Consider the following 22,887-nt stretch of genomic DNA (forward strand, 5'->3'; position numbering starts at 1 on the left):
ATTATGACACCTGCTACTTCCCCTGTAAAGATGGGGTTTTCCTGACGCTTACGTTAAAAGTAGTTGCTGAGATAGTAAGTAGTTGATATTACGATATAAAATTTATTTAGCTATTAAATATGGAGTAAAACAACTTGTTGAGCTTCCATCACCATGTGATGCCAGATTTCCGTAGCGCGTCCTGCGCATTTTTATTTCCAAGTTGTGCAGCCCTTGTGTAATCAGCGATAGCCCTGTCGAAGTCCTCTTTTTTATGATATATAACACCACGATTATAGTACGGCTCAGCATACATTGGGTTAATCTCAACAGCCCTTGTGTAATCAGCGATAGCCCTGTCGAAGTCCTCTTTCTTGGCATAGGCAATACCACGATTATAGTAAGGCTCAGCATACCGTGGGTTAATCTCAATAGCCTTGTTAAAATCAGCGATAGCCCTGTCGAAGTCCCCCTTATCACGATAGGCCACACCACGATTATTATATGGCTCAGCATACGTTGGGTTAATCTCAACAGCCCTTGTGTAATCAGCGATAGCCCTGTCGAAGTCTTCTTTTTTAGCATGAGCCACACCACGATTATAGTACGGCTCAGCATAGCGTGGGTTGATCTCAATGGCCGTTGTGTAATCAGAGATAGCCCGGTCGAAGTCCTCTTTTTTAGCATAGGCCACACCACGATTATAGTACGCCCTTGCATTGCGTGGATTAATCTCAATAGCCTTGTTATAATCAGAGATAGCCCGGTCGAAGTCCCCCTTATCACGATAGGCGACACCACGATTATAAAACGGCTCAGCAAATTTTGGATTAATCTCAATGGCCTTGTTATAATTGGCGATAGCCCCGTCAAGGTCCCCTTTGTCATAATAGGCGACACCACGATCATAGAACGGCTCAGCGAATTTTGAGTTAATCTCAATGGCCTTGTTATAATTGGCGATGGCCCTGTCGAAGTCCCCTTTGTCATGATAGGCAATGCCGCGCTTATAATACGCCTTAACATATCCTGGATTAATCTCAATGGCCTTGTTATAATCAGCGATAGCCCTGTCAAAGTCCCCTTTATCATGATAGGCGATGCCGCGATTATAGTACGCCCTTGCATTGCGTGGATTAATCTCAATGGCCTTGGTGTAATCAGCGATAGCCCTGTCAAGGTCCCCTTTATCATAATAGGCAATACCGCGATTATTATGCGTCTTAACATTCCTGTCTTCAGCAAGTGTCATAACTGGAAAAACCAATATCAGCAAAAAAGCAATAAAGCATGTTTTCCTCTTCACCATCGTCTCCTGATTACTGTGGGCAGTAGTATTATCGTTTCTATATTGTAACAGAACTTCCCCTGCGAAAAAAAATAATAATATACACTAATTGCCTATGAAGTTAACTCCGTCGTCCTTGCCTTTGCCCCTTGCTTTTGCTTTAAATTCCCTTTTCGTCATTCCGGCTTGTCCAGAATCAGTCCTTGTCCTTTTCCCATTGTCCTATATTCCATAGAGTATTGCCGCATATGCAGAAGATCAGAGGCAGATTCCAGACAAGCCGGAATGACGTGCTAAAACCTCGTTGCATAAAACCCCATTTCTTGACGCAGACCCTATAGCAAGAACAATTTCACCGTCTGACTTAAATTAGCTCGAGGACAGCCCAGTTTCCATTTGAGTACAAAAGGCGGGTCAACCTTTTGTGCGATAATTTCTCAAACTCGTCTTTCGCCAGCATGAAAACATATTTATCGGCGTTAAAGCTTATGTCGAGCCTGCCCTCATTTATAAGCCTCCACAACGCCAGCCTCCTTTTTCTAAATTCTTTTTGATCAAGCCCGATGCCGACATATCTGTTTTCAATGTATGCACGCCTCTCGGTAAAGGCGGTAATGAAAAAACTGTACTCCGAACGCGGCCTTATAAAGTGAGGCGCCGCCACGACGGTATCCTTCGATGTATTGTCCCTTATAAAACTTAAGGCATTATACATGTCTCTATCAATGTAATTATAGTAATCTTTAGTGCAATTATCAAACAAATACTGCCATGCCGGCCATATCTTGCTCTCCGCCCAAAGCGTTGAAGCCGCTTCACTTTTTGGATTCCTAACCTGATACCTAAATTTCTTTATCATGTTTGAAAGAGGGACAATTACAATAGTGCAGACTATAATCAATAAAATGGCTCTGTTTTTTATATATGCTCCCGGCATTGGGTGCGTTTGGGCATGTGTACTGCTCTGATACGATAACACTCCGCCTTTTCTAAGAGACTCGAAAAGTCTAATATCCTGTATTTGCATCAAAAACAATAATATACTGCAATAAAATCCATAGTCCATTACCGTGAGGATCTCTCGTTCTCCTATTTTGATAAATGCAGCGTATAGATAAGTAAACGCTACGATACCGGCAAGAAGGTATTCTGAACGAACCGCAGTTCTTTGTCTAAATTTTTCCATAAGTAGTGGATAAATAGGCACCAGATAAAAAGCATGGAGCAGCATACTGAAAGGCCAGTAAACAAGTCCCATATAACTTAACAACAGCGATTTTATGCCGACATTTCCAATTGAATCTATATAGTGGGCTTTTATTCTGCTTGGCAGAGTATCACACTGATACAGGTAACAGAAGGAATAATAAAACGGTGTGTCGGCTGGAGTTGAGGCGACAAACAATTTATCATTGCCATACAGGAAAAAGACAGCATAGCCAAATATAATGAAAAATAAAACTGTCAGCAATGTTTTCCACCGCATTCTTTCCCCCATAGAACGGCAATAGAAGATGGTAAACAGTATAGTTCCTCCAAATACGGCAATCGCGGCCGGTAGCCTGGCGCCAACGAGAAGGAAAGCCGCGGCGGCTATTGATGTATATTTGACCACATTGTTTTTTAGATCTCTTGATATGATAACAAGTGACAGGAAATTGTATAAAATCAAATGTCCCAGAAAACTCGGATGATATATTTGAAGTTGAAACATATCGAACCATGGAATGCCTTCAATAAGATATTCCCCTCCAAACAACAATATAGGCAATCCATATAAAACGTAATGCGACCTTATTTTCAGATTGTTAAAAAGTGACAATATAGATATGAAGTAAAGGGGTACCATAACAAAATAATAGTATGTGAACATGAATTCATGCGCCGACATTCTAAAGATTGCACAAAAGTTGACACCGATCATATGACAAAGGCCGTTGTAATTGAGCGGGACCGAAAGTCCAGACACACTAATATTTTTCGGGGGAAACGATTGTGCATATGATACCATAAAGCTAGTTTGTCCAGTGGGATGAACATTTTGGTATGTCGGGCCGTTTCCAAAGTAAGCCCAGAAAAGGGTGCAATACACAAGCAAAATTCCGAAACATGTACAGAGGACAACAATATTTATCGTTTTAGAATCCACAAACCGCAGGTAGAGCGACTGGCTGAAACGCAAAAACCTCTTTCGGGCTTTAGCATTGAACAATAGTAAATAGGGAACAACAAAGATATAAAGAGCAGCCTTATGGCTGAACCCAATATACAACAGATATGACAAAAAAGCAATACCAAATCCAGCAATAATGCCTGTCGGCACATGCCATTTAAAATTGCCAGCAGTCTTTTCGGCAATTTTATTATCATCCAGGGCTTCATTATTGTGCGGTATTGAAAATTGTACTATCAGACCGGGAATAAAAATACATATCAGACCGTACAACATAGCTACAATGGCCATCAACAGGCTTATGTTCATAACGTAATAAATGCAGCTTAATATTATGAACAAGAATAGTATATAACCAAGTTTTATGGACATTCTATGCCTCCGTAAATATTACCTGCTCAATCACTGTAACATAGCATGGGGGCTTTCATCCAGTTAAGACTATTAGTAAGGCGCAGCCTTCCCCCAGCCTGCGGGATGATGCACGTAGGAACATCCCCATTTTACCCGCAGAGTAATGGAAAACGACAGTGGTGGCAGCAGTCGCTAAAGGGTGAGTGTATTGTCCCTGGCACTCCTCTGTCGTTGGATGATGCCCTCCGGTTAGTAGCTGGGGATACGTTGAGTATTACAACAATGTGTGTCTTCACAGCTCGCCTGGATATGTAACTCCAAAGGATAAACTGGAGGGACGAGAAATGGAGATTTTTACGTTACGCAATCAGAAGTTGGAGACGGCTCGTGAAATACGCAAACAAAGCTGTCATAAAAAATTTGACAATGGAATCATGGAGATGGTAAACTGCTGTTGGCATACGAAACGGAGACAGGCATTGCTGGGGAGCAACCTGTCGAGGGGTAGCGTGTTGTGACTAATCAGACGGTTAGCGGGGCGTGGGCGGAAGATTACGCGCTCTGCAAAAGCCTTGACCGGATGAAAGATCCCTGATGTCTTAAAAACCCATGCTTTTAGGTATGGATACGTCGGAGCGTAACGGCTCTCATAGTATCTTAATTGTGAATCTGATTTGTCTAATTCACGCTGAACCATGACAATATTGAGGGTACGCTTAATGAGAAAAGAGAAGTACGACGCCCTTATAATAAGTGCTAATCACTTTGTAGAAAAAGGCAATTTTGATGTCGCATTGTTGCTGCTTAAAGATGCAATAAAAGATTTTTATATAGACAAAGAAATATCTACGATATTAGATCAAAGCCAATACGATGATATTGAAACGCGCCTTACTAAAAAATATTTCGATATTATTGATAAACGGTTTAATTACCATGATGATAACGTTCCCAATAGAGGAGGCATATCATCTTATTCCCAATTTGCAATAAAGACTATTATAGTGTCAATTGTACTGTTTCTTACACTTATTAGTTTTGGTGTCTTAAGCATGAGGTACATTAATAATAACATCCCAATGATTACATCTAAGATTACAGGAATGATTTCAGAAAAAATGATGGATGAACATTTTTTGAGATTACTCTATGGTTATGTTTATAGAGATCCAGAAATGTTTTATGCTATAGCTCACGAATGTTACGTCCGAGGTGATTATAATAGTGCTATTATTTATATAAACAGATCTTTGTTTTTTGCTGAGCCGGAAGACCCTAAACGATCTAAATACCAAAACAAGTTGTCAGAGTATGAAATGAAAAATGATTTAAAGTCAAAAGGACAAAATAATGCTAAATAGACTGATTGAATATTTTTTCCAAATTAATAGAGAGTACATTGGTAGGATGACGTGCTCTACTGCCAGGCCATGAGTAAATCACGTCTGCATACATATGTGGTCATTAATAAGCCTCATACCTTGAAATGAATATTACATCATTAACATTCGCATTATTTTGTTTGACAGTTTTTTTTGTTCGTATTATTATTGGTAGATATACTACCATATATATATATGCATTGATTATCTTTAGTGTATCATTTTATGCGTGGGATGTTCCTGCTTACGTATTAATACTGTTAATAAGCATCGTTGTACATTATTACTCTGGGATAGCTCTAACTCATTTCACTCATATTTGGCTACGTAAAGCAATATTGACATTATCCATATGCTTTAGCATAGGACTATTATGCTACTATAAATATCTATTATTCTTGATTGATAATATAAATAGGATATTCAATTCACAAATTCCCATCACAAGTCACTTATTACCTATTGGCATATCGTTCTACACGTTTCACTTAATCAGTTATAGCACTGACATATACCGTCGCAGTTACAATAAACAGAAGAATTTTACGTATTTCCTCTTGTATAATGTTTTTTTCCCTCATATGGTTGCAGGACCTATTGTACGAGCAGATGAGTTTATGAATCAAATATCAACAAATAGCTCGTTGCACTCTATTAAATTATCAACTACGCTAGAAGGGTTATACCTTATAATAAGAGGATTATTTTTTAAATTAGTTGTCGCTAATCATCTATCTGTTTTTGTAAATGACAACTGGCAGGCCGCATCGGGAAGTAAAGGATCATTATTTATGTCGATAAGTGTTTTATTTTTCTTTTCCGGTCAAATATATAGCGATTTTGCAGGTTATTCAGATATTGCTCGCGGGTTAGCATATGTACTTGGATTTTATTTTCCTGTCAATTTCAAAGCACCATATATTGCCGCTACATTTAGTGAATTCTGGAGAAGGTGGCACATCACTCTTTCGAAATGGATAAGAGATTATCTTTATATCAGTATAGGAGGAAGCAGGAAAGGTTATCATAGAACATATATAAATCTTTTAATAGTCATGCTATTATGCGGATTATGGCATGGAGCATCTTTTACGTTTGTTGCATGGGGCGGACTGCATGGTGCGTTGCTATGTTTAGAACGACTCTTCGGAATGAAGTACAAATCTAAAAGATATAAGTTATTTTGGTATATATTTGTACAATGTTGTATATTATTAAGTTGGGCATTTTTTAGGTCACGAAATATAAGCGAAGCCTTTGGAATTATAATTAACCTTATTAACGTCGATCGGTCATTTACCAGCAGCAATTTACTTGTAGGTTTTTTATTTCTTCTACCCATCATAGGCATCCATGTTCACACTTATTTAATGGATAATTTTGTTATATCGCCATCAATTACAAAAAAGAGCGTATATGCGATTGCGATGTGTTATGCCATATTAACATTTTACGGTACAAACAATGAGTTTATTTATTTTCGATTCTAGTATGAATAAATATTATAAACGCCTGTTATTATCGAGGTCATATCTGTTTTCTATTATAAAGACTAGTATAGTAATTATTATTTTATTTCATGTATTTTATCATCTGGTGGGAATACCTGGGATTCTCTACAAGTATTTTTATCCAAATGACTTAACAATTTCTGATAGTGATGAGTATTTTATTGAATATGCTCCATTAATTGATACAAGGCACGCGACAGAGCATTCAGTGCTTTATCATAATATCGGAGATTCTATAACACATGCAAAAAATGCGGACATATTACTGTTGGGTAATTCCCATGTGCAAATGGGGTTAAGGGGGCAGTATATTAAAGAGCTGGCCCATAAGCTGGGGTTGAAAGTATTTTATCTATCCACAGGAGCTCAACGGAGTGCGTTTCCACTTAGTATTATCAAAAAATATAATCTATCGCCGAAAATTGTCATCGTAGATGCTGACATTGACTATTTTCAGCATGTTGATACCGTATCTTGGATAACAGATGCTTATGCGAAACAAGATAGGTGGGGTGCGTATAAAGAATATTTTGAAGTATATATACGCTGGCATATCCTTAAACATATACATGCAGTATTTCCATATATCTCACTTAAACCTATCGTAGAGCACGACTTTATAATATTCAGATCATCAATAACAGGCAATTGGTTTTTCTTACATGAGCCAAAGTATTTAAAAAAAATAGATTCTTCATTAACCATGATAAAAGCGACCGATGAAGAAATTGGTTTTGCCATGAATTTTAAACAGGAACTTGATAAACGCCACATACTACTTGTATTAACTAGAATTCCTTATATAAATCACCAAACTAATGTAGAATCAATTGCAAGTCATCTAAATGTGCCTGTCATAATTCTAAATATCGACAATTTAACCTCTAATGATCGTGGTCTGCATCTTGATGAAAAGAGTTCTCAACGCTTTGTGCAATCTTTTTGGCATGAATTTATCAAAATACCTCAGGTTGGGCATGTTCTATTTCCGTAAGCGTTTAAATAACCTTGATTCACCATCAAAAAAAGGCAAAAACCTATTGACATCGTGAACACGGGATGTTAAAATGAGCAGTGACGCAAAAAACTAACACTGACCAGGTGAACGTATTTTGGCACAATGGATATTAAAATATGAATACGGCATGAGAGCAAAATGGGAATGACGGCATTAGGAGGGCTGCCGGTGTATATGGATTTAGCAGTGTCATCGGGTCTGTTAAAATTAATTGATGAGAACTTGAAGGTATGCAGCGGCTATCTGGGTTGGGAGCATGTACTAATAAGTAATTAATAAGGCGACATGCAAGGTGCATGGGTACTGCATTTTGATGGAAATCTCGTCTGCACACATATGTACTCATCAGTAAGTGTAACTAATGGTAGATGAGTCCAATAAGTGGAACATTGAGGTCACTTGTTGCAGAAAAATAATCAAATCAGCAGCAGGATGAGTACAAGGGCTGCTTGTCAGACATAAGGGGATAAGGTTTGATTTATAGTATGACTGAAATAACGTGCATCAGTTGTGACTGCGGGAACGTCACTACTATATCATTTCCAGATGGGAAAATTCATTTATGCAAAAATTGCAGGATTCAATGGGGAGAGCCGCAGCAGTGCAGTAATTACGACGATGTGATAAATAGTTACTACCATAATCCTAAAAGTTTTGGCAAGGCAGAAGCCTATCCGCCGTACTTAGAATTTTTTTCTTATCTGCAACACAAAATGAAAAAACAATCGCCATCGGAAATAAATATTCTTGATATTGGTTGCGGCAGCGGGATCTTTATTCAGGAATGCCAAAAAAGAGGATACTCCGCATCGGGAATTGAAGCAAGTTTAGAAATAAAACCATTGATACCGGCAGAAGTGCTTCCCAAAATTATTTTTAAACCGGTTCAAAGACTTCTTAATTATAACGAACAATTTGACGTAATTACGTTTTGGGATAGCTTTGAACATATACCCGATGCCTTTACCGTCTTAAACATGCTCAGAAAAAATTTAAAGCAAGGTGGATTCGTATATATCAGGGTAAATAACGTTCGCGACATTTATAATTACGTATCGCTTTCACTATTGCGTCTTTTGCCTGAACCTTATAATAAGTGGTTATTGAAACGTTGTTTTAGCTTTCCATACCATGTTTGGAATTTCTCAAAAGATGGTATTACGGGATTATTGGCAAAGAATAATTGGAAGATTGCTTACCATAACTTTACGGACACACCAGCACTGAGACTGACTAATAATAAACTTATAGCGACCGCCATTAACGCCGCATACATTGTAAACAAACTAATCAGAGGTGGGAAAATAGGCAACTATTATATAGTACCACTTATATAAGCAGTTTGTCGGCTGTCAGCATCTCCTAATATAAACACCCCTATATTTGGAAAGCTGTCTAAAATTAGCTATTTGCCAAAGATACCAGACGCGAGAATAATAGCAGAATCAATCATTTCCGGCAGCATGGTCGGTCTAAAGTTTTTTATACTTCTCCACATAGGAGGCCATCTAAGATAATACTCTCTCAGGGCAGTCTTCTGCCATTTGTATAATGACTCGGCAGTGAGACCTTCTGTAATATAGATGATTTTTCCTTTGACCATTGAAGCGTACTGAGAATATCCATCCCAATCATAAGGGTCTATACTGCCTTTGGTAACCAGCTCATTGTATAATTCCGTACCCGGATAGGGTACCGTTATGGCAAATTGTGCGTATCCCAAAGGCAGTTTTTTGGAAAGATTAACTGTCTCACGCATGGTCTGAGGAGTGTCCCCGGGCAGACCCAGCATAAATAACCCAATTGGCTCTATGCCGCTTTCAACTGTGATAGCCATCGCTGATTCGATTTGTTCCACGGTTATATTTTTTTTAATCCTATCAAGTATGTGCTGGGAGCCGCTTTCGATACCGTAGGCAATCTGAACACAGCCGGCTTTCTTCATTAACCTGAGAACTTCGGGAAATTTTACGGTGAAATTTACCCGTCCCTCGCATCCCCATAAAAATTTCAAACCTCTGCCAAGAATTCCATCGCAAATTGCGCTCACCCGATCGGGGAGCATGGTAAATATAGAATCCATGATGAAAACATACTCGGCGCCCATCTTCAATGACAGATACTGTAGGTCATCCAACACCCTGTCTACGCTATGATAACGTATTGTTTTTGTGCGCCTTACCGCACAAAACACACAACTATACGGACAGCCGCGAGAGGTAAAAATATTCTTAAACTTGCCCGGTTGTGTACATTTCGGATGGGTGTAGAAAGATAACCGGTAACGATTGTGAGGTACCAGATCCCACGCCGGTGGAGGGATTTTGTCAAGGTCTTCAAGTATTGGCCTGCAAGGTGTGGTTTTTATTGTGCGGTCTTCGGCAACAAAGGATATGCCTTTTACATTTTCTACATTGCCGCCAGACAGATATTCTCTGCAAAGCTCGGGGAAAGTTTCCTCGCCTTCTCCATGTACAACGGCATCGGCCAGACCTTTGGACAAAAACCAGTTTGCAAATATATCCGCATGTTGATTACCAAGAACTATTTTAATGTTTGGATGTTTTAACCGCAATAATTCAATTAACTCACAGGCGACAAAGGCATGGCTTGTCAGAATGGAAAGGCCGACAATTTTTGCTCCGGCATGGTCAATATACTCAACCGCGTCCTTTATGCCAAGACTTAGTGCATAACAATCTATTATGGTAACGCTAATACTCTCCTTGCGAAGAGCAGACGCTATATACATCAAACCATGCGGCGCCATAGGAGTAACAAATCTTGCTCCTCTGCCAACCACACTCTCCATATTGTTTGGCACGGTCATTAACACAACGTCCGCATTATTTGAATTCATTCTATCTCCTCATTTTTTTTGGCAAGAATAAATACCATATCTCCTCTATTATGGCTATTTATCGAGAATAGTTTATACAATAGAATACAAACAGCCCTTTTAAGAAAACCATACTCACCCTCCGTATGACGCTGAACACCCAGGTGCTCAAGTATATTTCGGTAAAGAGGTGAGTAAAATGGCCACCCCCATTGGATGGTTGTTATAAGTTTAAATCCTGAACTGATTATTTTTTGTTTAAGGTCGTCTAATTTATAATTACGGACATGGCCAATATAACGTTCAAATTCCCGCATCTTCCCCTGAAGCGTTGACAGCAGCAAATAAGTGCCTGTCATTCTTGAGATATTTGTTAGCGCTGATACATCATCATTAATATGCTCCAGAACATCGAAACATATGACGAGATCAAATTTCTGTGGTAAATATTCTTTTGTTATATCCATTTGATATGATTTGATATGAGGCAGGATGTTTTGCAGCTCTAAAAGAGCAGTGCGGGAAACGTCCATACCGGCCAATTCAATTCCATGCCTCAATTTATCAAGGACAAACAGGTTCATTCCGTTACCGCAACCCACCTCAAGAACACTTGAAAATTGGATATGATGTATCAGCTTCATCATAATATGGCGGTGCATTCTATGAGATGGGCCGTATCGCTGGGTATCTCCCCACTTCGCATTCCAAATGCTGTCATAATTTACTGGTTCTATCAACGTTTAATTCGCTCAGTAATCAATTTCTTAAATGGAAAATTCGGTATCTGCAATGCGCGCATAAAATTTTCAGTGAAATTCAGATAAAAATAACAACATTTTTTACAAGCGGTTAGTCGGGTATAATGAGTACGGAAATATTGGAATTTTTCTCCATTCCATGCCTTCTTCAGCCCTTGATTTGAGCAGTCGCCCATGTTGATGCCGTCATACCAGATACAAGGGATAACCTGTCCCTTTGCATTTACGCAAATCTGAGACCACAAGTGAAGACAACCAGAGATGTCTCTTCCTATGTTCCAGTCATCAACCGAGTAAAGAGGTGGTTCTATGTGCGGCACGTAATCAAGAAGGCCTGTATCATATTTATGCTGTATTCGGCGTAATATTGGCCGTAATTCACATATGTTTTCTTTAGTTAGGAGGATATCTGCTCCAACAGAAAACAGAGGCGGCATGTCAATGTCTATTGGGGCCATCACATGTTTCATTGTTTCAATGTCCATAGGCATGAAGACACCCATATGCCTGATTTTAACCTCAAAAAGACCAAGGCCGTTCAGTAATTCAGTCAATTCTTCTATATATGTATAATTAAGGGCGCTGATGGTGCAGGCAGCCTCTACAAGAGGTAACTTTCGTTTGTTATTGTCTCTGGCTTTTATAACGGAGGTGATACATTCGATAGCCTTGCGAAAGCTGTTAGAGCGTCCACGGATTTTATCATGAATTGCTTCCGGACCATCCATTGAAACACAGAGCTTGTCCAACCCTGTGTCAACAAGCTCTTCAGCTTTACTCAGATTGTGCAGGATTGAACCGTTTGTCACCATTTCCGTATACATGTTGCTGGACTTACATAAACGGATAATGTCGAAAATATCTGAACGTAAGGTTGGCTCACCACCAAAGATGTATATTACCTTAACACCAATCTGCCGCATTTGTTCAATGACGTCAAATATCGCTTCCGTAGTCATCTCATCGTGGTTGTCTGTTCTCTGCCAAGAGCCACACGACATGCACTGCATATTACAGCGGTTCGTAACATACAACAGACCGCGAAGCGGTGCACCGGCTCGTGGACTCTTGATAAAGTATTTAGTTAATGTACTGGCCAGATTCAGTATTTTATTCAAAAATCGCTTATCCTCCCTCATATTTTCCAAACAACCTGTACCTGAACATTTCCGGTAAGGACGATGGAAAACAGTGTTTACATATAGCAGCAGGTCTTTCACCTAACCGAATGAGTCTTCTAAACTTCTGATACTCCATGCCATTCCAAATACTTTCAAAAGGTGTCTCCATTATATTGCCCATTACAGGGCCGTTTAATCCTAACAAATCGCACGGCTTAACGTTGCCATCGACAGAAATATATGTGCAAGTCCATGGTTTTAAACATCGTTTATTATTACTTCTGGCAAGCGGGGAGGTACGGTCATAACTGTACCAGGAAAACGGCATATTAGCAAGAATATACTCTATATTTGTTGTAATGTGTAATTGTCCTGCCTGGCGTAGTCCTTCTTTAAGTAATTCTATCATATCCTGCTGGTTACATGTTGGCAACATGGTGTCGTCTGGGTTAACCCTGTTATAATTGAAAAGGAGCATCTGGAAATAAACGACCGGAATCTTATACTTTGCAGCAAAAGAGATGACGCCCGGAATATCAAGATAATTGTGCATGGTTATAGTAAAATTAATGCGGAATATTGGGCCATTGTAATTGACCTTCTGACGCGCTTCGGACAAGGCTATAATATTTACCAAAAACTTTTCATAAAGCCCTTTCCCCCTGATGGCATCAAATGTTTCCGCTGAAACACCATCTACCGATATTTTCACCATATCTATGGATGAACGCACTAATAAATCAAAATCTGTCTTGGGTATAAGGTTTGTGGTGATATTCGACAAACCTTTACGACTCTTCACATAATCAGCCAAGCTAAACAGTTTGGGATGAAGAAGTGGTTCACTGTACCCGTGAAGACTAACCACTTCAGGTCTGACCTGACTGTATATCTGGCTGAACGTTGCAATGTCCATGACCAATGGCCTTGTAAAATATTTGTCACGATCACACATAACACATTTTAAGTTACACGTGTTATTTATCTCTATATGGGCTGAAATTGGATAATTTAGTGACTTGTCGGGGCGTCGTAGCGTGCTCCACAGAAACAAAGCTTTCTGAAGATTCTTATGCATAAGTTATTCAGGTTTCCTGACAACCAAAACAATCGGCGTATGTATATTCATCATATATCCGGCTTTTATCGTTAGTTCCGTTAAATGAAGTTTTTTTAATGCGGCAACAATCTTTTTTAACACACTTAAGCCGCCCCAACTGCTGAAGTCTGCACTTCTCATCCTTCTTGCCCATAAGTCTTTACCATTGCTAAGAATGACGGGGGCTTCACCCTTAAAGCTCAACCATTTGTCCATCTTTGCTGGAGTAACAAATTGCAGGGTGTCAAGAAAGGCAGGGTCGCGGCCCAACACCCTGACATAAAGTCTGCCCAAGGGAAGCAGGTTAAAAATGGGCAGCCACGGTATACTGTAATGTCCCTCCCAAAAAGAATTAAAGTTAGGTACGACAAAGATCATTATACCGCCAGGCTTTAATACTCTGTATGCTTCCTGAAGAACAAGAGGCGGATTGTTGACATGCTCCAATACATTAGAAGAATAAACTATATCAAAATAGTTCGATTCAAATGGGATATTTTCGCCAACGGCATCCACAATGCACTCCGCATCCATCCCTCTGCTTTCAAGAATTCTCCTTGCAATATGAAAGCTCATATACTCATCATGCGCTGGCTCAATCCCATACACATTCGCACCCTCCAACTCATGAGCGACAAGCAAAAACATCCCGTAACCGCTGCCTATTTCTAAAAGGCGCTTATTTTGCAGCGATTCAGCGTAGAATTCTTTGATAAGATCAAGCTGTTCCCTTGCGCGCTGTTCACTCAAAAACTCACGGGCAAGTTCATGGGCACCTGTTTTGCGATATTTGCGGCAAAAGTCGGCTACTACCTTAGCCAGCTCTTGTTCAAAAACATGCAGGTCACGCTTTGTAAGCAATGTTGTATTATTGTCTATGTGCTTCATAGAATAGATCCAAATACCGTTTTGCGATTACATCCCAACTTTGGGTTAACGCTGTGGCCCGAGCAGCCATTCCCATGTTGCTCCTTAACTGAGGGTTACTATGTAACAGAACAATTTTCTCTGCATATTCAATTATATTCCGTGATTCTATGATAATTCCGCTTACTCCATTTTCTATCATCTCCTGCCCCTGACAGGAAAATAATATGACAGGTAAACCGCTTGCCATGGCTTGCATAAGCGCTCCAGACATCCCTTCGAAATGAGAGGTTTGCAGATAAATATCGGAACTTCTAAAAGCCTCCGGCATGCGTTTGTAATCTATCCATCCATGAAATATGACCTGCCGCTGGAGTCCTTCTTCGACTACAAACTGTCTTAACTTCTTTTCCAATATCCCGTCACCATAAATATTCAGCCGTATAGAAGTTCCAATTTCTTTAACGGCTAACGAGAAACACTTAATAAGGGAGAGCGGATCTTTTTGTGCAACCAAACGTCCAACAAATATACATTCCACCGCATCGTTAGGATTTTTACAATTTTCGATATCATCATTAGGGCGGAATTTTACAGCATCTACCCCCATAGGAATTACTTTTACGGTCACATCCTTGACGGATTTACAAGATAGTTGAGCCAAACCGTTGGAATTCGCGACCACTGACGCCGCACGCCTCCACAAATATCGCGTTAATGGCATACAGATGGTATGATAAATACCTATTTCATTAGCTAAAAAGCCAGGTACATCTCCTCCCTGGAGAGAGATTACATGAGGAGCAGACTTGCTTGTTGCCAAAAAAAAACCAGCGACCCCTGATGGAATGGCAAAAACACTTAGTACAACATCGGGCCACTGATATTTTATCAATTGTTGGCCTCTGAATATGGCTACGACAATATAAACTATCATTTCAAAAATACTGCACCTATCCAGTTTTTTTCTCATACACCACATGCGTGTCACTCGCAGCCTGCCTATGGTTTTTTCATGGGATAAACCGCGGCAATGTGATGTTAACACATGTACATTATGACCATCTCTCGCAAATTCCTCTGATAGTTTGAGTGCCGTTTGCCCACCACCACCACCTACCGGAGGATATTCATATGTCATGACAAGTATATTCACGTAAATAGGATAACAAGAAATATATTGGAATTGGAAGCGTCAATCGAAAAATCCTATTTTCTCCTTAATTATGTAAACGCCTCTGTTCGTAGACTCGTAATAAATCCGGACTATCAGCTCAGCCAGCAAGCCAATCAGGATAAGCATAGTCCCCATTAGGAAAAGAAGGCTGCTAAGGTGCAAGAGGGGATTATTGATAATCGAAAGTTTGTCGCCTGAGAAGAGTTTCTGGTATACGGTGATTGAAACAAATACGAAAGAGGCAATCACGGATATAATGCCAGTGCCGCCAAATATATAAATCGGTTTTGTTGCGTAGCTTTTCAGAAAAATCAGCGTCAGCAAATCCAAAATGACTTTAAATGTGCGCATAATCCCGTAATTTGTTTTTCCATAAATCCTGGGGTTGTGCTTAACTGGTATCTCAGCAACTTTTGCTCCAGACCATGCTATCAAAATCGAGACAAACCTGTGCATTTCCCCATATAACGAAATATCGCGTAAGGCTTCCCTCCTGATGGCCCTCATGGTGCATCCGTTGTCGTGTAATTTTACATTGGTAGCAACAGATATGATTCTGTTTGCTAAGAGCGACGGTAGCCTGCGGGAAAAAAAGCTGTCATGTCTTATCTTTCTCCATCCTGCCACCATTTCATATCCTTCGTTTAACTTGTCTAAAAACCTGGGAATATCTTCTGCGTCGTTTTGCCCGTCTCCGTCCATGGTTATAACAATATCGCCACAGGAGCTTTCAATGCCGGCTGCAATGGCCGCAGTTTGGCCAAAGTTCCTTTTAAAGCTGATTATCTTTACATGATTATTGCCGGCTCGGAGTTGTTTGAGAACAGATAACGTCCCATCGGTACTTCCGTCGTTAACGTAAACTATTTCATAATCGCCGCTAATGCAACTTATATGATTCAATATCTTGCGATAAAGATCCTCTATATTTTTTTCTTCGTTATATACCGGGATAATAATTGACAATTCCATGCGCTTCTTCCCATAGTTTATACACAAGCAATGTCCATATCTGCTTGCCGTTGTCTCTTTTTCCATTTATATGGTCCTTGACCAGTCCAGCGACCGCCTCATGCCTGAATATCCCATTAGACCATTTTTGCTTCGTCAGGAAGGTATCCTGCAGCAAGCCTCTTAATTCCCCGCGAAACCATTTAGAAAGCGGTATGCCAAACCCTTTTTTCTTACGTCCTATGATATTTGTCGGCAAAATATTTTTCATGGCCTTTTTGAGGATGTATTTTCTACTGAAAATGTTCATTTTCATACGCGACGGCAGCCTGTTAACAAACTCGGCCAGTGATTTGTCAAGGAATGGAGATCTCACTTCAATAGAGTGCATCATGCTGGCCCTGTCTACTTTTACGAGTATATCGTCATGAAGGTAAAGGCTTATATAGTTGTCTATTAGCCTGTCCAGCGGATCATTTGCACGGCGAAATTCTTTCTGAAGCCGTGTTACGTCGTATAACTCGCTTGGATTTGTCATTTCCAAAACCATTTCATTGAGTATGGCCTTTATTGTCCTTTGGGTAAACGAACCTAACCATAAGTTATTTCTCAATTCGATATTATGGCTTGCCTCGGGTATAAAACCCTTCAAAAAATGATTCGCTTTAAAAGATAAACCCACGTTTTTTTCCGACAAAGGGAGCCACGAGGCCATCTTCCTGAGTACGGCAAGCATGCCCTCGGGAAGATGTTCTACCAGCGGAGAGAACCTTTCTGCTAAAAATGTATCGTAACCGGCAAATAATTCGTCGCCCCCGTCGCCTCCCAATACAACTGTAACGTATTGTTTTGCAAAGCCGCAGAGCAGGTAAGTAGGTATTATGGATGGGTCAGCGAAAGGCTCATCCATGTTTTGAATGATAGTGGGAAATATCTCAAGCATTGCTTCCTGGTTTAATGTAGTGCTATGGTGCAATGTCCCTATATGGCTGGCAACCTGTTTTGAGAAAGATGATTCGTCGAAAGAGTTTTCAGTAAAACCTACACTGAAGGTATTCAGAAGCCCATCGGCCAATTCCCTGGCAGCCAGGGCTGCAACGCAACTACTGTCCAGTCCTCCACTCAAAAAAACACCGAGCGCAACATCACTCATAAGACGTTTCTTAACAGCGTGGCTTAACAAGCGGGTGATTTCAGTACAGGCCTCTGGTTCGGAAATCTTTATTTTTGGCTCATAGACTGGCCTCCAATACGTGGCCGGTTCGGGTATATCTTCAGTCTTGCTCAGGCTTACGATTATATAGCTCGCAGCAGACAATTTCTTACAATCTTTAAATATTGAATATGGAGTTGGGACATACTCGTATGCGAGGTATTTGGACAGGGAAGGCAAGTCCACAGTCCGGGCAAAATCGGGGTGCTTTAAGAAGGCCTTGATCTCCGAGGCAAACATAAAGAGGTTCTTTTGCATCGTATAATACAAAGGCTTCTTTCCAAATGGATCCCTTGCCAACAATACTATATTACGCGGCTTGTCAACCAGCGCAAGGCTGAACATCCCGTCAAGATATTTCAGGAAACTAATTCCCCATTTTTCGTACGCATGAACTATTGCTTCAGTATCGGTTTCGGAATAAAACACATGGCCATCGTTAGTAAGTTCCTTTTTCAGCTCACGATAATTATATATCTCCCCGTTTAGCACAACGGCTATCGTCTTGTCTTCATTAAAGATTGGCTGCCTCCCCCTTTGAGAAACATCTATGATGCTCAGGCGTCTGTGGCCAATGCCAACATTACGATAATAGAAGTAACCAGCGTCATCGGGGCCGCGGTGTCTCAAAGCTCCATTCATAGCCTCAATAATCCGGCTGTCGGCGACGGCGCCTTCATTGAAGTTGACTAAGCCGGTTATGCCGCACATTTGAGTGTGCACCAAGTGAAAAATAAATTTATGTTGTATAAAATCATAGACCCGGTTATTCATGGAGGTCGCCTCAATGCGAATTGCCTCACGAAAAAACTACTCGAAATAGAAACGTTGCCTCAACTTATACCCTTCCCCAAAAATCCCCTCAATTCATCCACAGAACCGGCTTTCCTGATAAGATTTTTGATCTCCTCCAAATTTATATCTACAGTAGGTATAGCACGAACCATATTCATTAACTCAAGCCCGGCTGAACCACATTTGAGTTCAAGTCCTAACTCCATGCCCTCAAGTAAGCCTTTCCGTTCGCCTTTAAGCGGCCCCCTACGTTGTCCCCACTGTTCACCTTCAACCAACCCCTGCCTAAACCCCACATCTCTCTAAATCATAGACTAATGCCATAGCCTCTGCCTCCTCACATACATCGTCCTGCAAATCCTCCAACTGAGGCAGGCCTTCCACCTGCCTTATGTACTTGCCCCGGAGCGTTTCCTCCGGCACCAGTTTCCTTAATCTATCAAGTATCTCTCTTACAAACATTGTAACACCTTTCTGCTGATAATTGCATAAAATAGAAATTATCACAATCTTCAGGCTTATCCGAATACCTATCCCCAGTCGCTTATGAAAAAACAGCTCTATGAAAAAAAGGATGCGGCATGAATGCATTGGTGTCCTCTATTGACATCACAGCTCAGTTGAGGCAACGTTTCTCTTTCGTGTAGTTTTTTCGTGAGGCAATTCGATGGGTTGACTGTCGCCGCCGCTTTATGATACACTTAGTCTAAGCAAGGACGGTGGATTTATGAATAAAATAGTTCGTGCGGTGGTACTAGTGTTACTATTTTCCGCGACATTCCCTTTTCGGGTATACGCGGCGGAGTCGTCTTTCACCCAGCAGGACAGAGAAAGGCTGATACACCTTGAAGAAGGTTTAAAGGCTACCAACCAGCGCATTGAAGAAGGTTTAAAGGCTACGAACCAGCGAATTGAAGACATGTCAAAGGCCACTAACCAGCGAATTGAAGACACGTCAAAGGCTACGAACCAGCGTATGGACGACGGGTTTAAGGCCATCAACCAACGCATAGACGATTTGAATCGTCGGATGGGCGATGTGCATGGCCGGATGAGTGACTTATTCGGATTGATGTATGTACTGATAGGCGGGATGCTCACGTTAATGGGTTTTGTCTTGTGGGACAGACGTACCACGCTTGCCCCGGTTGTTAGAAAAAACAGGGAGCTTGAGGACAGAGCAGAGAAAATCGAGAAGGCATTTAAGGAACTTGCCCTAAAAGACCCCAACGCGGCCGAGGCGCTGAAACACTCCGGCCTTTAGTTGCACCAAGCTTTCAATATCAACAGTGCCTGCGTGGCGTTTTATTATCCCTTCCACTATTGATAACCCTAATCCCCTTCCTGAAGCCACTATGGTGAGGACAGCCCAACCGCAGTACTCACTTAGAAAACTAAATAATCTTTATGGGTTCAATACACTCTGGCGAGTTGTTCTTTGTTGAGTTAACCATTGTGGAGACATAGGCGGCCTCCATCTCATCGTCAGGATATGGCCTCAGAAGGCCAGACATGGCGTCTGCCTCATGTCCAAGCCACAAGCCGTAATCACACCTATGGATGATAACCGGCATCCTGTGGTGTATCTTTCCTATCAGGGCGTTTGCTGTTGTGGTTATTATCGTACATGTGTGCAGCACTCCGCCCCCGGCACCTGGGCGCGTACTATACAAACCGGCAAAGCCGAAAGGAGTAGATGCGGCTGATTTCAGGCGTATAAATACAGGGGTCTTCGTGCCAGGGCCACGCCTCCATTCATAAAATCCATTAGCCGCAATCAGACACCTGTGGTCTTTGAACGCCACGCTGAAGGCGCGATTTGCCGCCACAGTCTCAGCACGGGCGTTTATCGCCTTATTAACCGCCGATATGTCTTTGGCCCAATGCGGGACAAATCCCCACCTGCATAGCACAAGCTCCCTCTTGTCATCCTTATTAACGATAGCCGCCACAACTTGTGACGGGGCAACGTTATACGACGGGGCTATGTCCACGCCGCCGCCGGCGTCGAACTCCCGCAGAATCACCCTCGTTTCGCTCGTTCTGACAAAGCGCCCACACATGTTTTTTGGCCTCCGCAACTGCTTAATAATAGAATTGTAGCATAATTGGACTGAATATTATGATGTGCCGCCGACGTTATTGTAAGTAAACAGGAGATAGGGAGGAAAAAAATTTCAGATTGAAGAATTGAACTTTATAAGGGCTTCCCAGTCTATTTTGCCATCTATGCAAAATTCTCTTCCGAACTCAAATGTGAAGACATTTATCAGTTTCGCATATGATTCGTAGAACTCATCGTTCTTTTCTTTTGCTTTATACCCGAGTGGTTCGATTATGTTTATGTATAAGTAATCGTTTCCAGAAATGAATTCCCAAAACCGCTGTCCGCAGAGTTTTAGGTAATCTCCCTTGTCAGGATTATTGTCTTTGCCATAGCAGCAACCGTTTACTGATACAATGTTAATCTTTGATGTGTTTGTACTCAGGATTTTTCTTGCCTTTTTAAAATTATCTTTCATTTTATTGATCTGGCTGCTGTTGCCCCAATTCGGACCAGATTTAATTGTGACAATATACTTTATATCGTCTTTATCGAATTCGAGGTCTATTCCCTCTGCGGATGATTTTTTACCACCATAGACCCCGGCACATATGAAAACAGCCAATCCTTCCAGAAATTCGCCAAAAATGGTTTCTTCTTGTGAAGATAGAAAGGCGTCAAGTACCGTTTTAATTAAATCCTGGGCGGTTAGAATATTTTTTGCTTTGAATAAGTATGGATTTTTTCGCTTTAATATCTGATTCAACCTGAGCTTCTCAAGGTTTTGTATCCTCTTTTTATGAAATACACCAATGTTATATTCCACATATTGTCTTATAATATCTATGTCCGGCTCTTTCATAAGTTAAAATAAACAATATTTTACAGGGGCAATTTTTTCTTTTACCATTTCATAGTATTCATACATGACCTCAATGCCAATTGAGTTTCTCATCATTCGCTGTGCGACAATGACCGTTGTCCCAGAACCCATGAATGGATCGAGGACTGTATCTGCAGCCTTTGTAAACAATTTAATGAACCACTCGGGCAGGGCCTCGGGAAATGCCGCGCTGTGGTCTCTATTGCCGCATTCCGTCGCAAGGTGTATAACATTAGTTGGATATACCTTATCCCTGTTCAACCAATTTGATATGTTTTTGCCAAAATTACTTCCACTCTTTGATAAATCCCTCACCTTGTCTGTGTCGCTTAGATTTCTTAATCTGCCCACTGCCCAGTCACCTACGGGAACCATTACCTCATCCTGATACATGTTAAACTTTTTATTTTTATTAAATTGTAACAGCCTCTCCCATGCGTCCCGAAAACGGTTTGGCCATCTGCCGGGATAACAATTCTTTTTATGCCAGATAAATTCCTCAGTCCAAAGCCATCCCTGTTTTCGCATCTCCAATATTGTCTCAATAACGTATGTATGTCTTTCACCCTCAGCCACCCTCTCTTTGATATTCAATATAAATGTCCCATCTGGTTTTAAGACCCTCAACAATTGAGATGAAATCGGTAAAAACCATTCCACATACCTATCTGGACTGATACCGCCGTAGGTGCTTTTCCTGCTGTCTGCGTAAGGCGGTGACGTAAATATCAAATCAACGGAATTATCCTGTATCCGTCTCAACTCTTCCCCGCAATCGCCGTGTATGATGTTAGTGAATGCTTCCATGTGCCATTTATTATATACCTTTAAAGCGGCAACGTCAAATGGCGGTCAATGCTGGTCGCCGCCGTCCTTATATATAAACCTAAGATAAATAAGGGCTGCCAGATCATACGCAAAATGTGCAGATACCGGCACCGTAACACCGTTAAAATAAATATATAACCCGCCAAGATAAAAACTCATCACCGTGGCAAACAAAAAATACGTCGGTGTCAGAAAATGGAACAATCCGAATATCAGCGACGACCACACAATACCTATCTTGGCCTGAAGCACGCCTCTGAACAGGAACTCCTCACCCATGCCGGCCAAAAGCGATATGAGCACGATGTCAATGGCCTTCGCTCTGGCAAACAACTGCCTTACATCGTTTAATATAACCTTCCTGAAGGAGCTTAAAAAACGAGGCGGTCTTATGCAGACAGAGATAAATAGCCCAAGCGGCAGCAGCGAACAGAGTAACCCCATCACAACATCACGAACAATGTGGTCGTAAGAAGAGATAAAAACAATATTCTTAAAAAATCTGGCCGCCCCTATGGCAAGGGCAAGCAGCCCGCCCTCTGTCAGCAGGGCAAGGGTTAACAGTCTTTTCCTTGTCATCATCTATTTTGGAAACACATCCACA

The 22,887-nt window shown here is 41.0% G+C and carries 21 protein-coding genes; 5 read left to right on the top strand and 16 right to left on the bottom strand.

The window, feature by feature from the left end; all coding sequences use genetic code 11:
- Positions 1-148 precede the first annotated feature (148 nt).
- A complete protein-coding gene (locus tag AB7D94_RS03480) occupies positions 149-1,288 on the bottom strand; it encodes a tetratricopeptide repeat protein (RefSeq protein WP_420264335.1) in 1,140 nt (379 codons plus the stop codon).
- 343 nt (positions 1,289-1,631) lie between these two features.
- Complete coding sequence (locus AB7D94_RS03485) at positions 1,632-3,749, bottom strand: hypothetical protein (protein WP_420264336.1); 2,118 nt, start codon at positions 3,747-3,749, stop codon at positions 1,632-1,634.
- A gap of 764 nt (positions 3,750-4,513) precedes the next feature.
- Between AB7D94_RS03485 and AB7D94_RS03490 the strand changes: the two genes are divergently transcribed.
- The 4 genes from AB7D94_RS03490 to AB7D94_RS03505 all read left to right on the top strand — a co-directional run bounded on the left by AB7D94_RS03490 (position 4,514) and on the right by AB7D94_RS03505 (position 9,042).
- The gene (locus AB7D94_RS03490) at positions 4,514-5,155 is read left to right on the top strand and encodes a hypothetical protein (protein ID WP_420264337.1); all 642 of its coding nucleotides are present in this window, start codon (positions 4,514-4,516) and stop codon (positions 5,153-5,155) included.
- Positions 5,156-5,280: 125 nt separating this feature from the next.
- Positions 5,281-6,666, top strand: coding sequence for an MBOAT family O-acyltransferase (locus AB7D94_RS03495; RefSeq protein ID WP_420264338.1), 1,386 nt, complete (start codon positions 5,281-5,283; stop codon positions 6,664-6,666).
- 106 nt (positions 6,667-6,772) lie between these two features.
- A complete protein-coding gene (locus AB7D94_RS03500) occupies positions 6,773-7,681 on the top strand; it encodes a hypothetical protein (protein ID WP_420264339.1) in 909 nt (302 codons plus the stop codon).
- Between the two features lie 509 nt (positions 7,682-8,190).
- Positions 8,191-9,042: a class I SAM-dependent methyltransferase gene (locus AB7D94_RS03505; protein ID WP_420264340.1), complete on the top strand. Its 852-nt coding sequence runs from the start codon at positions 8,191-8,193 to the stop codon at positions 9,040-9,042.
- 68 nt (positions 9,043-9,110) lie between these two features.
- Here the strand turns inward: AB7D94_RS03505 and AB7D94_RS03510 are convergent, their stop codons facing one another.
- The 10 genes from AB7D94_RS03510 to AB7D94_RS03555 form a co-directional block, all read right to left on the bottom strand.
- Positions 9,111-10,565: a B12-binding domain-containing radical SAM protein gene (locus tag AB7D94_RS03510; RefSeq protein ID WP_420264341.1), complete on the bottom strand. Its 1,455-nt coding sequence runs from the start codon at positions 10,563-10,565 to the stop codon at positions 9,111-9,113.
- Positions 10,562-11,191, bottom strand: a complete 630-nt coding sequence (locus tag AB7D94_RS03515; protein ID WP_420264342.1) for a class I SAM-dependent methyltransferase — start codon at positions 11,189-11,191, stop codon at positions 10,562-10,564. The genes AB7D94_RS03510 and AB7D94_RS03515 overlap by 4 nt, the downstream gene beginning before the upstream one ends.
- Positions 11,192-11,280: 89 nt before the next feature.
- Positions 11,281-12,423, bottom strand: a complete 1,143-nt coding sequence (locus AB7D94_RS03520) for a radical SAM protein (RefSeq protein ID WP_420264343.1) — start codon at positions 12,421-12,423, stop codon at positions 11,281-11,283.
- Positions 12,424-12,430: 7 nt separating this feature from the next.
- Positions 12,431-13,504 (bottom strand): radical SAM protein, encoded by a 1,074-nt coding sequence (locus tag AB7D94_RS03525; protein WP_420264344.1) that lies wholly within the window; start codon positions 13,502-13,504, stop codon positions 12,431-12,433.
- Positions 13,505-13,507: 3 nt separating this feature from the next.
- Positions 13,508-14,413 carry a class I SAM-dependent methyltransferase gene (locus AB7D94_RS03530; protein ID WP_420264345.1) on the bottom strand — a complete coding sequence of 302 codons (906 nt, stop codon included), beginning with the start codon at positions 14,411-14,413 and terminating at the stop codon, positions 13,508-13,510.
- Complete coding sequence (locus tag AB7D94_RS03535; protein WP_420264346.1) at positions 14,394-15,533, bottom strand: glycosyltransferase family 4 protein; 1,140 nt, start codon at positions 15,531-15,533, stop codon at positions 14,394-14,396. Before AB7D94_RS03535 ends, AB7D94_RS03530 begins: the two co-directional genes overlap by 20 nt.
- Before the next feature lie 54 nt (positions 15,534-15,587).
- Positions 15,588-16,541 carry a glycosyltransferase family 2 protein gene (locus AB7D94_RS03540; RefSeq protein ID WP_420264347.1) on the bottom strand — a complete coding sequence of 318 codons (954 nt, stop codon included), beginning with the start codon at positions 16,539-16,541 and terminating at the stop codon, positions 15,588-15,590.
- Positions 16,510-18,444, bottom strand: coding sequence for an asparagine synthase (glutamine-hydrolyzing) (gene asnB, locus AB7D94_RS03545; RefSeq protein ID WP_420264348.1), 1,935 nt, complete (start codon positions 18,442-18,444; stop codon positions 16,510-16,512). The genes AB7D94_RS03540 and asnB overlap by 32 nt, the downstream gene beginning before the upstream one ends.
- Before the next feature lie 122 nt (positions 18,445-18,566).
- A complete protein-coding gene (locus AB7D94_RS03550) occupies positions 18,567-18,806 on the bottom strand; it encodes a hypothetical protein (protein ID WP_420264349.1) in 240 nt (79 codons plus the stop codon).
- A gap of 7 nt (positions 18,807-18,813) precedes the next feature.
- Complete coding sequence (locus AB7D94_RS03555; protein ID WP_420264350.1) at positions 18,814-19,119, bottom strand: hypothetical protein; 306 nt, start codon at positions 19,117-19,119, stop codon at positions 18,814-18,816.
- Between the two features lie 136 nt (positions 19,120-19,255).
- Between AB7D94_RS03555 and AB7D94_RS03560 the strand changes: the two genes are divergently transcribed.
- Positions 19,256-19,792 carry a hypothetical protein gene (locus tag AB7D94_RS03560; RefSeq protein ID WP_420264351.1) on the top strand — a complete coding sequence of 179 codons (537 nt, stop codon included), beginning with the start codon at positions 19,256-19,258 and terminating at the stop codon, positions 19,790-19,792.
- A gap of 130 nt (positions 19,793-19,922) precedes the next feature.
- On the opposite strand, the gene AB7D94_RS03565 is transcribed toward AB7D94_RS03560, so the two are convergent.
- From AB7D94_RS03565 to AB7D94_RS03580, 4 genes are all read right to left on the bottom strand, one after another.
- Positions 19,923-20,591: an SOS response-associated peptidase gene (locus tag AB7D94_RS03565; protein WP_420264352.1), complete on the bottom strand. Its 669-nt coding sequence runs from the start codon at positions 20,589-20,591 to the stop codon at positions 19,923-19,925.
- A gap of 114 nt (positions 20,592-20,705) precedes the next feature.
- Positions 20,706-21,434 carry a PmeII family type II restriction endonuclease gene (locus AB7D94_RS03570; protein ID WP_420264353.1) on the bottom strand — a complete coding sequence of 243 codons (729 nt, stop codon included), beginning with the start codon at positions 21,432-21,434 and terminating at the stop codon, positions 20,706-20,708.
- A gap of 3 nt (positions 21,435-21,437) precedes the next feature.
- Positions 21,438-22,262 (bottom strand): DNA-methyltransferase, encoded by an 825-nt coding sequence (locus AB7D94_RS03575; protein WP_420264354.1) that lies wholly within the window; start codon positions 22,260-22,262, stop codon positions 21,438-21,440.
- Positions 22,263-22,307: 45 nt separating this feature from the next.
- The gene (locus AB7D94_RS03580) at positions 22,308-22,865 is read right to left on the bottom strand and encodes a CPBP family intramembrane glutamic endopeptidase (RefSeq protein ID WP_420264355.1); all 558 of its coding nucleotides are present in this window, start codon (positions 22,863-22,865) and stop codon (positions 22,308-22,310) included.
- Positions 22,866-22,887 lie beyond the last annotated feature (22 nt).

Origin of the sequence: Candidatus Magnetominusculus dajiuhuensis (assembly GCF_046044395.1) — a bacterium.
Lineage (GTDB): Bacteria > Nitrospirota > Thermodesulfovibrionia > Thermodesulfovibrionales > Magnetobacteriaceae > Magnetominusculus > Magnetominusculus dajiuhuensis.